Below are 11,508 nucleotides of genomic sequence, written 5' to 3'. Positions count from 1 at the left end.
TTCTTCTCCACCGATTATGCCGCCGAATTCCGGCACATCTTCGGTGAACACCGCCTGCCGCACGAGCCCAGCATCTACATCTGTGCGCAGGATCGTGGCATCGGGCGTCCTCCTGATGGCCCCGAACGCCTGCAACTCATCGTCAACGCCCCGCCCACCGGCGACGGCTCCACACCAACGCCAGAGGAGATGGAACAATGTCAGACAGCAACGCTGGCGGTCCTCGCCCGGTGCGGGCTGACACTGAAACCGAAGGCAATGGTGCAAGTGGGCCCAGCGATGTTCGAGGCGCTTTTCCCTTCGAGCGGTGGGGCCCTTTATGGTCGGGCCTCGCACGGGTGGCAGGCCAGCTTCCGCCGGCCTGGCAGCAAGACGAAGCTGCCCGGGCTCTGGGTCGCCAGTGGTTCGGCGCACCCGGGAGCGGGCGTTCCGATGGCGGCCTTGTCCGGCCGCTTGGCGAGCGCAGCGATCCTGCAGGCCCGCGCTTCGATCAGGACGTTGCACCCGGTGGCTACCGCTGGTGGTATGTCGACGCCGAAAGCGACTGCGGACAGTATGGGCTGACGATCATTGCCTTCATCGGTTCAGTGTTCTCCCCCTATTACAAGGCCGCCGGCCGCGATGCCCCGGAAGATCATGTCTCCTTGAACGTCGCGCTTTATGGCAAGGGCTGCCGCCGCTGGGCGATGACAGAGCGCGGCACCGGCGCCCTGTTCCGTGATCGCGCCACGCTGCGCATCGGCCCCAGCCAGGTGCGCTGGGATGGCGCCACGCTGGTGATTGATATCGAGGAAGAATGCGCTGTGCTGCCCATGAAAGTCCGCGGCCAGGTGCGCGTCACGCCGCAAGTCTATGGCCAGCGCCGTTTCCGGCTTGATCCCGGCGGCAAGCATGTGTGGGAACCGATCGGCCCGTGCGCGCGGGTGGAAGCCACCTTCACCAACCCCGATATCAAATGGGCCGGCACCGGCTATCTGGATGCCAACCACGGCAGCGAATCACTGGAAGACGGCTTTGCCAATTGGCAGTGGAGCCGGGCCCATCTGAAGGATGGCTCCACCGCGGTGATGTACGAAGGCCAGCTGAAAGACGGCGCCGATTTCGGCATGGCCCTGCGCATCACGCCCGATGGCCAGGCCGAAGTGATGGAAATGCCCGCCCCCGTGGTGCTGCCCAAAACCGCCTGGCGCCTTGACCGCATGACCCGCGCCGACGCCGGCTACACGGCTCGCGTGCGCGCCACCTGGGAAGACACCCCCTTCTACAGCCGCACCGCACTGGCCACCCGCCTGTGGGGGGAAGACGTGGTGGCCGTGCACGAATCGCTCAACATGCGGCGGTTCGATACGGGCGCGGTGCAGTGGATGCTGCCGTGGCGGATGCCGCGAAAGGCGTAAGGAGGCGCTGACGTCGGCATTGCGTCTTCATCTCGGTCATCGGCGACCATTCTTCGCCCCCCAAAAGCGGACATCATCTGGCTGAAGCTTGAACGGCTAAAATTTCGGACGGTGCCAACAGTCCGGTTTTGGAAGATGATTGTGGTCAGCAGATATTCGTACAGGTGAATCAAAATATTTCAGAAATGCGCCATTGTTGTTATCGGTATCAAGGGATTGGAACCACTTCAACAATCAAAAGGCGTGACGGGTCAGAGTCTGCGAATTTAGGAACAGCCTCGACAGCCGAGGGCATTCGGCGGACCATAAGCGCTATTAAGCGGAAAGAGGAGAAGGCCGCTGTACAAGCGACGGACATGTCCGAAACATCTCTGCGCGGTCAATTGGTCCAAAAGACATATTCCTGATCCTTCTTCCACGCCGCATTGAGCGGCACGTCGATGCGGATCGCGGCTTCGAGCAGGCCGGGCCAGAGCGGCTTGGGCATTTGCGCATTTTGATCTTCGATCATCTTGCGCAACAGGGCAACACGATGCGGTTCGCGCGCGGCCAGGTTGACGCGCTCGGCAGGATCACTCGCCAAGTTGAACAACCAGGCTTGGTCAGGGCGCTTCGAAACCTGCAATTTCCAGTCGCCCGCACGCACCACGCGGTAGTCGCCAGAGCGCCAGAAGGTGATTTCGCGCTTCGGCCCGGCAGCGATCAGGTTGAAGCTGTCCATCTTGCGATCTCCTGGCACGTTCGCACCGGTTGCTGCGGCAATCGTGGCAAACATATCAAGGTGCTGGGCAACATCGTTTCGGACCGTGCCCGGCGCGATCCTGCCCGGCCAGCGCATCATCATCGGCACATGAATGCCGCCTTCGAAGAAAGTGCCCTTGTAACCGCGATAGGGCGTGTTGTGATCCTTGATGCCGGTATACCAGGCGCCGCCATTGTCGCTTGTGAAGATCACAAGAGTATTCTCGTCGAGCCCCGTTTCCTTCAGCTTTTGCATCACATCGCCGATCCGCCGGTCGAGCTGGCGCATCATCGCGCCATAAACGCGTTGGGTATGGTCCTTGATCTGCGGTAGCGCATCATAGTCACTCTTGAGCGCCTGCAGCGGAGTGTGCGGAGCATTGTAGGCGAGATACAGGAAGAAGGGTCGGTTCTGGTTGGCCTCGATCGTGGCCAGCGCATTGTCGGTGAAATAGTCCGTCAGATGGCCCTTTGGGCGAAAGCGCTGACTGTTTCCCCAGTAAACGGCATTGGGCAGGTTCGCCCATAAAAAGCGGTCGATTGGATCCCATGGCAGCTTCGCGTTGACGACCTGAGGATCGTGTTCGGCCATGAAAAGATCTGCGCCCGAACGCATGCCAAGGCTTTCGTCAAATCCCTGCGACGTCGGCCGCAATGGTTCGGCCTCGCCCAGATGCCACTTGCCGATGTGGATCGTGTGATAACCTCTGGCTTTCAGGATTTCTGGCAACATGATCTGGTCGTGCGGCACACCCATGTCGGCATAGGCAGGCAGATCGTGGTTGAGCTCTTCATGATAGATCGGTGGGTAGAGTGAAATGCCACCACTATGAGCCAGGTTTGAAGCAAAGGCGGCTGGAACGGCGGTAAATTCAAAACCGAAACGCGTCGGATATCGCCCCGTCATCAAGGCCGCGCGCGACGGCGAACAGGTCGCATTGGCGGCATAGCCGTTGGCAAAGCTAACCCCTTGCTTGGCAATCGCATCGATGTTGGGGGTCGGCACAGCGCCACCAGCAACGCCGCCGCCGTAGAGCGAGATGTCATTCATCCCAAGATCGTCGGCGACAATCAGGATGACATTGGGCGGACGCTCGCCAGAAGGGGCCACCGCAGGACCCTGCGCCCAACTGATCGGGCGATTCTCTGCGATTGGTTCCCGCCATTCGCCGATGATGCCGGGAAGGTAGATCTTGTACTGCTGAAAACCCAAATAGCCCGCGCCAACCAGCAGGGCCAAGGCACCCAGCCACTTCATCGTGCGTGTCATCGTGGACCTCCGGGTTGAATCGCGGCAGGGCGCAGGGCGAGCAACAGGAATAGCAGGATAACAGGGATCAGGATCAGGCTGGCATAATGTTCGGGTGGATGATGCACGCCCGGTTGCGCGCGGCCAACCCAGGCCGACCAACTGAGCAAACTGCGCTCCAGCAGGCTGACCAACAAAAGCAAGGGCACCAATGTGCGATAATGGAGGGCGACCGCCAATGTCACCATCCCGTGGGCGATCTGCGTGGCGCCGGCCCAAGCGAACAGGCCAATGATCAGCGCCGGATTGTGGCCCAGATCAAGCCCGGCAATCGTGCCTGCACCACCATCGGGCAGGAAGCTGTGGATCATCCCCGGCACGATCCAGCCAACGCCGTACAGCGCCAGGAACCAGGCCGCAGCGCGCGCGCCGCGATAATGGTGGTTGGTGCTGGGCGGCAGCAGCGCGGTCATCATGTGATGGTCACCATTGTCAGGTGCGAAAGGGCGGCAATCAGCGCCAGCACCAGCGCCACGGTGACCCGTGGGCCCACATAGAAGGACAGCACTCTCTGTGTGGGGAAGGAAAAGGTCGCCAACGTGCCGAGCAATTTGTCGGGATGGCCTGCCATGAAGGCCGGGTCCATCACCAGTTTGATCATGTCGCGGCGGCTGCGGTATCGCATCAGGCCGAAAACCGTCCAGCCGGGATCGGGTTCGGTGTTCCAGGCATCGACATAGCCGCCCACTTTGCGCCCGACGATGCCGGGATGGCCGCCATTGCGGAACAACACCGGCATGAAGCGTTTCGAATAGCGTTTCAGCAGTTCAAAGCCCTGCACCATCTGCCCGGTCTGCGGATCTTCCACCGGGTCCATCTGCGCCTTGACCAGATTGAGCATCACGAACTCGCGGCCGTCATCGGCTGCAAGGAAGGCGCGCAGGACATCCGGGCTGTTCCCGGTTGCTTCGAAACGGCCGGCCATCTGGGCCAGAAAGGCATCGATCTCTGCCGGCTTCAGCGGGCCAGACCAATTGTCATACCAGAGCCGGAAGGCGCCATAAGCCAGCAACGCCGTGCCCCAGATGATCCCTTCAGCCATCACGCCAACCGCTCCATTCCGGGCCGCCCTTGGCATGGCGCCGCGCGGCTGCCGCCAGATTGACCCCTTCTATTGGCATTAAAAGTGCCAAGAAATATTTGCAAACGTTATTGTCGCTTGCACCAATGTCGGTTTGCCGCAAAACAAGCCAGCATGACCAACGTATCGCACAAGATGGCATCGCGCTCGAAAGCGCCGCTGGCTGATGGCCGGCGCGAACGCAGCCGATCGAGCCGCGGCAAGATCGTCACGGCGATGCTCGATCTGGTCGGCAAGGGCGATGTAGCGCCCAGCGCGGCGCGGGTTGCCGAAGTGGCGGGCGTTGGCCTGCGATCGGTCTTTCGCCACTTCGACGACATGGACGAACTCTACCGGGAAATGGGCGAGGTGATCGAAGCGCGGGTGATGCCGATCATCCTGCAAGCCCCCGCCGGCGCAGACTGGAAGGAAAGGCTTTTCGATATCGCCGACAAGCGATCGAAGGTGTTTGAAACCATCCTGCCCTACCGGATTTCGGCTAGCCTTAAACGCTTCCAGTCGCCCTATCTGATGCAGGATTATCGCCGCATGCTGCGGTTGGAATTCGAAACGCTTGAGGCCCATTTGCCGGCGACGGTGAAGGCCGATCTGGCCGGCACCCGCGGTCTGCATGTCGTCCTGAGTTTCCAGACCTGGCGGCTGCTGCGCCATGATCAGGAATTGCCGGTTGAAGAGGCCAAGGCGGTGGTGCGGCGCTTGTTGGGCGATGCCATGACCCGAATGCCGGCCGATTGATGCAACGCCTGTTGCTTGTGGCTAGCCTGGCGGTGCTGCAGCAGGCCTGCACCGATACTGCTGGGCCGCCTGCCAAGGCGTGCGCGGGCCTTGCAGACAACAACATGGTCTGGATGCCCGGAGGCCGCTTCGTGATGGGCGATGATCCGCAGTATCCGGAAGAGGGCCCGCCGCGCACGGTCACGGTCAAGGGGTTCTGGATCGACGCCCATGAAGTGACCAACGCCCAATTCGCCGCCTTTGTGAAGGCCACCGGTTACCGGACTATGGCCGAGCGCGAACCACCCCGAATTCCCGGCACCCCGCCCGAGATGCTGGTGCCGGGGTCAGCCGTGTTCAACATCCCATCGCAAGCGGATCCGCGCTGGTGGCGGTGGGTCACGGGCGCCCAGTGGCGGCACCCATCCGGATCGCAAGAAAGCATCAGCGGGCATGACCGCGAACCCGTGGTCCAGATCGCCTGGCAGGATGCGCAGGCCTATGCGCGCTGGGCTGGCAAGCAATTGCCGACCGAGGCGCAATGGGAATATGCCGCTCGCGCCGGGGCAGCCGCACTGCCGGAACCGGTTGATGCGAAAGGCCAGCCGCAGGCCAATTATTATCAAGGCATTTTCCCGGAGAGGAACCTGGGCACCGACGGCTTTGCCGGGCGTGCGCCGGTGGGCTGTTTCAAACCCAACGGCTTTGGCTTGTACGACATGATCGGCAATGTCTGGGAATGGACCAGTTCCAGCGGATCGCGCACCGATGCTGGCGAACCGGTCAACATCATCAAGGGCGGATCCTATCTGTGCGCCGCCAATTATTGCGCCCGCTATCGCCCGGCCGCGCGCCAGTTCCAGGAACGCGGGCTGGGCACCGATCATATCGGGTTCCGGCTGGTGGGTACTGCGAAACCCGGGCCTTCGGCTTGACCTTGCGGCGGCAATACGGCACCAGCAGTGCCAATATTATCGAAAGCAGGGGATAAATCGTGAAGGTCTTACGCACGCCCGATAGCGCCTTTGCGGCGATCAGCGATTTTCCCTTCGCGTCGCATTATGTGGAGATTGCTGATCCTGGCGATGGCACGCCCCTGCGCATCCATTACGTCGATGAAGGGCCGCGCGACGCGCCCGTGGTGCTGATGATGCATGGTGAGCCAAGCTGGTGCTATCTGTATCGGCACATGATCGGCCCTGTGGTGGCAGCCGGTTTCCGCGTGATCGCCCCCGATCTGATCGGCTTCGGCAAATCAGACAAGCCGACCCGGAAGACCGACTACAGCTATGCCCGCCACGTCGGCTGGATGCGCCAGTGGGTCGAGGCGCTGGACCTGACGCGGATGACGCTGGTCTGTCAGGATTGGGGCTCATTGATCGGCCTGCGCCTGGTCGCAGAAATGCCGGATCGTTTTGCCAGCGTGGCGCTGTCCAATGGCGGCCTGCCCGAAGGTGGCCCGCCCCCGCGCGCCTTTGCCCTGTGGCGGGCCTTTTCCCAATGGAGCCCGGTCTTCCCGATCGGCCGGATCATCAACGCCGGGGCCAAACGCGCGCTCAGCGCGGCCGAGATTGCCGCTTACGACGCGCCATTTCCGGACAGCAGCTACAAGGCCGGTGCGCGCATCTTCCCCAGTTTCGTGCCGTTCGAAAACAACGTCGCCATCCCGGACCAGAAGCGCGCGTGGCAGGTGTTCGACCAGTGGCACAAGCCCTTCCTTTGCTGCTTCAGCGACGGCGATCCGGTGACCCGCGGCGGTGAAACGCGTTTCATCGGCCGCGTTCCCGGTACCGCAGGCCAACCGCACCGCACGCTGAAGGGCGGCCATTTCATCCAGGAAAACGACCCGCAGGGCTTTGTGCAGGCGATATTGGAGGTAGCGAAATTATGAACATCACCAATCAGCTTCACCCCAGCCCCGAACATGCCGAGCTATTTTTCGGCGGCGTGGATCACGTCAACGCGATCCGCGTCACCTGGTCCATCGAGCACCAATAGAAATCTTCATTCCAGCCGGGCGAGGGAAACACCACGCCTTGCATGAACCCGCCTGTTTCGACCCGCGCAACTGTCGCTCCGTTAGCGATATCGAGCAGGACGATCGCTTCTCGGCGCTGATAATCATTGGTGCAAATCCGACCACTTTCGGGGAAATGCAACATGTGGCTGGCGCTGCCCAAACCGTCTCGCCTCCACAGTGGCACGAGCGCGCGCTTCTCTTCCTCGAACCGGAAGCCACAGATGACGCGATTGGCGCTGTCATATGCGATGACGATCTGCCTTGCTTCGTCCCAGAGCGGCGGGTTGGTGATGCTACCGCCCGGTAAGCCGCTGACGTCGATGCCCTGCCAGTCCTCAGCGTCTGCAAGTGCAACGCGGATGAGCCGGTTGGGTGCCTGCGCAACGCCGCGCCCGACCATGCTTGTTCGATAGCGATGCTGGCCGTTGTCCATCAGCCAAAGGTGCCGGTCCCCGATCACCGCATCCCAGCCATGGCTGCGCTGGCTGTTGCCGATATAGGGGCAGGCCCAGCTATCGTCGCGGCGCAAGGCAGTGCCATCCCAATGATAGCGGGTTATCGTACGCACACCCACCACATAGACGGTATTTCCAACGGCGCTGAGCCGCGCGACCGATGGCTCGCCGCAATCGAGCGGCGGGCAGGGCATGGTCAAATCGTCCGGATCGATCACACAAAGTTGTGCTGTGGAGCGAACTGACAGATTCTTCGTCACAATCAGCCCGGAATCGAGGATCACGAAACTGTTATAGGGCTGATCGACCGGCAATCGCGCTGCCGCGCGGACAGCGAGATCTGCGCGGTCTAGGCGATGGATGTAGCACCCATAGACGATGTAAAGATCGCCATTGCGGTGGACGGCCATCCCGCCCGGCCAGATCGGGCCGCCGTCGAGGCGCGGGCTGCGGGCGAGAGGGCGCAGCGTCAACGGATCGATACGCTCGACCTGCGCGGTGGTAGGCAACCCGATCCGCGATCGCAGCGCCTGATGGGTCAGCAGAAAAATCTCGCCTGGATCGCCGAGTACGGTCATCGTCGTCATCAACCGGCGCCGCGATGTCGCCGCGAGCCGCAGACTGGCGGGTTCTGCTAGGGCCTGGGGATCGGGAACCGACTGTAACCGGCGTGGGCCGCCGTCCTCGCAGGGCCAGCGGCCAGGCCAATAGCCCTTCACCGTGTAGCGCGGCGGCGGCGCCACCGGATCAAGGTCGCTAATGCTATCACCAATATGGCACCAGCTGGCCACAGTTCGAGCAGCCGTGGTATGAGCAACGTACGCAATGCATTGGCAAAAATCTGGTCGGGTGCCGTGTAGCCTTCGGGCATCGGCAGCACCTGGTTTGCCCTGGCAAAGGCGACATAGTCGCTTTGCATGACGGCAAATCGTTCCGGATCGGCGCGCGACAGATCATCAGTCTCGCCGGGATCGGCGCTGATATTGTAGAGCCGCCAGCGGGCATCGCCATAAGGTGGCAGGTTCTTGACCAGCTTGTAATCGCCTTTGAACAGCACCGCATTGCCCGACAGTTCATAGCCCAGCGGCTTGTCTGCCGGATGGACGGATGGCGTGCTGCCGGTGAGCATCGGCGACAGGTTCAACCCGATCATGGGCTCGACACGGCGCCCGGCAAGAACGCCTTGCTGCGGCGCCACCCCGGCCAGCGCCAACAACGTCGGCGGCATATCGGTGACATGGGCAAAGCCGGTCGCAACACGGCCACCCCTGATCGCCGGATTGCCCGGCCAGGCCATAATCATCGGCACACGCAAGCCCCCTTCGCTGGCGGTGAACTTGTATCCGCGCAGCGGCGAGACTGATGCGCTGGCAAAGCCAGCGCCTTGTGCGGTCAGCGAGCCCGGGCGACCCTGCCTAGCGATGCTTTGATCATAGAGATGATTGGCGTTCCAGCGCGCAAATGCCCCCATCGCCATCGGGTCGGTGGCTTCGGCGCCATTGTCAGACAGAAAAACGAATATGCTGTTCTCATATTCGCCGATGGCCTTCAGATGCGCGACCAGCCGGCCGATTTCGCGGTCCATCGCTGTGGCCATGCCGGCATAGGCCGCCATCGCACCCGCGCGCTGCTGCCGTTCCTTAGGCGACAATTTCGACCAGTCGGCGCTAGTGTTCATGGTCACCATGGCAACGCCGGCGGGCATTACGCCCTGGGTAATCGCACCGGCCCGGCGCTGGCTGCGCAGCGCGGTCCAGCCCGCGGTGTAGCGCCCGGCATAGGCCGCGATATCGGCATCGGGCGCCTGCAACGGCGTGTGGTTGGCGATGAAGTTCACCGAAGCCAGAAACGGCTTTCCGCTGGCCTTGCCGCTGTCGATATAGCGGATCATCCTGTCGACAATCAGGGTCGAGGAATAGAAACGCGCCGGCAGTTTCGCCGGCTTGCCATCCTCGCTCCATTCGGTCTGATCATAAATCAGCAGATTGGGCTTATCTTCAAAATTGTCGGCACCCGATTGGGCCAGCGCGAGCGCATGATCATAGCCGCGCGCTGTGGGCAGGCTGTCGGGCGTGTGGCCCAGATGCCATTTCCCGGTCAGATAGGTGCGATAGCCGCCAGCGCGCAGCTGATCGGCAATTGTCACCACGCGGTTGTTGAGGTGCGCGTCATAGCCGGGCTTGCCCTGATGTTCCGGCGGGATCGTCTCCGGCATGTTGCCCAGGCCAGCGCGGTGGTTGATCACGCCCGTTTGCAGCATCGCCCGCGTGGGCGAGCAGGACCCGGCGACGTGGAAATTCGAAAAGCGCACGCCCTTGGCCGCCAGCGCGTCGATATTGGGCGTTGCAATTTCGCCGCCGAAGGCCCCGACATCACTGAACCCCCAATCATCGGCAAGCAGGATGACGATGTTCGGGCGCTTCGCCGGTGCCGCGTGGGTGGCAGGCGCAAGCAGGTGCAGCAGGGTCAGTGCGGCCAGAACCGTCGCTGGCCGGTTCCGTCTCATCGGATCAGCAAAGCGTCGAGACACCCCGCCTCCACCAGCAGCGGATCGATGCGCTTGCGCGCAGTCGCATCCAGCGCGGCATGGCGCGCGCGCAGATCAGCCAGGCATTTGGCCTGATATTTGAACACACCCTGGGTGTATCGCAGGCCCATGGCGGTCATGCTGAAGGTCGTTTCGCCCGCTTCGATCGCGGCGGCATTGGCGAGGAGGAAGGGCATGTAGATGTCGCCTACCTGCTTCAGCCATCCGGCGATGATCGGCGCAAAGGGCGCATCTGCTGCATCCCATTGGCCGTCGATGCCCGACATATCGTCAATATGGAGCAGCCAGCGGAAGCTGTAGGGATAGTCCTTGCGCATCATTGTTTGCGCGGTCGGGTCGACGCCAAGTTGCGATAACTGGCCATATATGCCGAATTCCGCGAGGCTGGGGCGCGTGCCAAACAGGCAATGGCGATCGACCACATGCGCCTCCAGCGCCGCCAGCAGCGCGTGGGTCGAGGCCTCGATCAGCGGGAAATTCTCCCGCGTGCAGCCGACAATCGCCATCCGCCCGACTTGGCGGGCGCGGAACTGTTCGGCAAAGCCCTGGCTCGTCGCCAGCCCGCCGCCCTTCATCGCGTCAAAGGCGAGCCAGCGGCTCATCTGGATCTGGTCCACATCCTCCAGCCAGCGGTAGCCGAACATCGCCTTGGTCACCCATTCATCGGCAAAATCCTCGATCATGTGCGCGATGAAGGCGCTTGCCGGGTCTGGCGGAACCACGGAACGTTCGGCGTGACGCGCCTCCAGATCATAAATCAGCGGGGTGGAATCATTGTGGAACGTCCTATCGGGATATTCCATCACCGGGATGACCGGTGCTTTGACCCTGGCCAGCGCCTCGCGCGAGTCCGCACCGTGGACCCAGAGATGCGGAATACGGCGATAGCGCATCAGCGCGCGCATCTTCATCGAATAGGGTGAACCGAGCGCGCCGTTGATTATGTACATGGTGATGGTGCCCTGTCTCGATCTGGTGCGGCTGATCTGCGCCCGTTCCTGATGCCCTTTGTCGCCAATCGCGCGATCACGACACAGCTGGCAGCAGCGGTATCGCATTTTATTAGCACTATCAATGCCAACTAATCAGCCAAACTGGCTGTCAGGCTGCTCGATCGCCATGTTTCAAACTTACGAAACATGGGATGGCCAATGCAATCCCCTTCGCATTTACTGACATAATGTCAGAAATAGATTTGTGTCATCTTTGATGACATGCCCCTTGCAAAACCGACCAGGCTCCA

11 protein-coding genes are annotated in these 11,508 nt (G+C 61.9%); 5 read left to right on the top strand and 6 right to left on the bottom strand.

Features of this window, described 5'->3' with window-relative positions:
• Together Q7O19_RS04085 and Q7O19_RS04080 are read left to right on the top strand one after the other, a co-directional pair.
• Window positions 1-564 (top strand): phytoene desaturase family protein (locus Q7O19_RS04085; protein WP_369692410.1); only part of this gene is annotated, 564 nt, incomplete at its 5' end.
• A 23-nt stretch (window positions 565-587) separates the two neighbouring features.
• The gene (locus Q7O19_RS04080; protein WP_369692409.1) at window positions 588-1,397 is read left to right on the top strand and encodes a hydratase; all 810 of its coding nucleotides are present in this window, start codon (window positions 588-590) and stop codon (window positions 1,395-1,397) included.
• A gap of 379 nt (window positions 1,398-1,776) precedes the next feature.
• On the opposite strand, the gene Q7O19_RS04075 is transcribed toward Q7O19_RS04080, so the two are convergent.
• Genes Q7O19_RS04075 through Q7O19_RS04065 form a run of 3 tightly spaced genes read right to left on the bottom strand, consistent with a single transcriptional unit; the run spans window position 1,777 to window position 4,489 of the window.
• Complete coding sequence (locus Q7O19_RS04075) at window positions 1,777-3,408, bottom strand: sulfatase-like hydrolase/transferase (protein ID WP_303808818.1); 1,632 nt, start codon at window positions 3,406-3,408, stop codon at window positions 1,777-1,779.
• Window positions 3,405-3,863 (bottom strand): hypothetical protein, encoded by a 459-nt coding sequence (locus Q7O19_RS04070; protein ID WP_303808816.1) that lies wholly within the window; start codon window positions 3,861-3,863, stop codon window positions 3,405-3,407. The genes Q7O19_RS04075 and Q7O19_RS04070 overlap by 4 nt, the downstream gene beginning before the upstream one ends.
• Window positions 3,860-4,489: a hypothetical protein gene (locus Q7O19_RS04065; protein ID WP_303808814.1), complete on the bottom strand. Its 630-nt coding sequence runs from the start codon at window positions 4,487-4,489 to the stop codon at window positions 3,860-3,862. The genes Q7O19_RS04070 and Q7O19_RS04065 overlap by 4 nt, the downstream gene beginning before the upstream one ends.
• Before the next feature lie 153 nt (window positions 4,490-4,642).
• Here Q7O19_RS04065 and Q7O19_RS04060 point away from each other — a divergent pair, with 153 nt between their 5' ends.
• Genes Q7O19_RS04060 through Q7O19_RS04050 form a run of 3 tightly spaced genes read left to right on the top strand, consistent with a single transcriptional unit; the run spans window position 4,643 to window position 7,133 of the window.
• Window positions 4,643-5,263 (top strand): TetR/AcrR family transcriptional regulator, encoded by a 621-nt coding sequence (locus Q7O19_RS04060; RefSeq protein WP_303808812.1) that lies wholly within the window; start codon window positions 4,643-4,645, stop codon window positions 5,261-5,263.
• Window positions 5,263-6,177, top strand: coding sequence for a formylglycine-generating enzyme family protein (locus tag Q7O19_RS04055; RefSeq protein ID WP_303808811.1), 915 nt, complete (start codon window positions 5,263-5,265; stop codon window positions 6,175-6,177). Before Q7O19_RS04060 ends, Q7O19_RS04055 begins: the two co-directional genes overlap by 1 nt.
• Before the next feature lie 59 nt (window positions 6,178-6,236).
• The gene (locus tag Q7O19_RS04050) at window positions 6,237-7,133 is read left to right on the top strand and encodes a haloalkane dehalogenase (protein WP_303808809.1); all 897 of its coding nucleotides are present in this window, start codon (window positions 6,237-6,239) and stop codon (window positions 7,131-7,133) included.
• 61 nt (window positions 7,134-7,194) lie between these two features.
• Here Q7O19_RS04050 and Q7O19_RS04045 read toward each other — a convergent pair whose 3' ends face one another.
• From Q7O19_RS04045 to Q7O19_RS04035, 3 genes are all read right to left on the bottom strand, one after another.
• Window positions 7,195-8,304, bottom strand: a complete 1,110-nt coding sequence (locus Q7O19_RS04045) for a hypothetical protein (RefSeq protein ID WP_303808808.1) — start codon at window positions 8,302-8,304, stop codon at window positions 7,195-7,197.
• A gap of 128 nt (window positions 8,305-8,432) precedes the next feature.
• A complete protein-coding gene (locus tag Q7O19_RS04040; RefSeq protein WP_303808806.1) occupies window positions 8,433-10,247 on the bottom strand; it encodes an arylsulfatase in 1,815 nt (604 codons plus the stop codon).
• Window positions 10,220-11,215, bottom strand: coding sequence for a glutathione S-transferase N-terminal domain-containing protein (locus Q7O19_RS04035; RefSeq protein WP_303808804.1), 996 nt, complete (start codon window positions 11,213-11,215; stop codon window positions 10,220-10,222). The genes Q7O19_RS04040 and Q7O19_RS04035 overlap by 28 nt, the downstream gene beginning before the upstream one ends.
• Window positions 11,216-11,508: the final 293 nt, after the last annotated feature.

Origin of the sequence: Sandarakinorhabdus limnophila DSM 17366 (genome assembly GCF_945882885.1) — a bacterium.
Lineage (GTDB): Bacteria > Pseudomonadota > Alphaproteobacteria > Sphingomonadales > Sphingomonadaceae > Sandarakinorhabdus > Sandarakinorhabdus limnophila_A.
The sequence above is the reverse complement of the archived record's forward strand: the minus strand, read 5'-3'. Positions and strand labels throughout refer to the sequence as shown.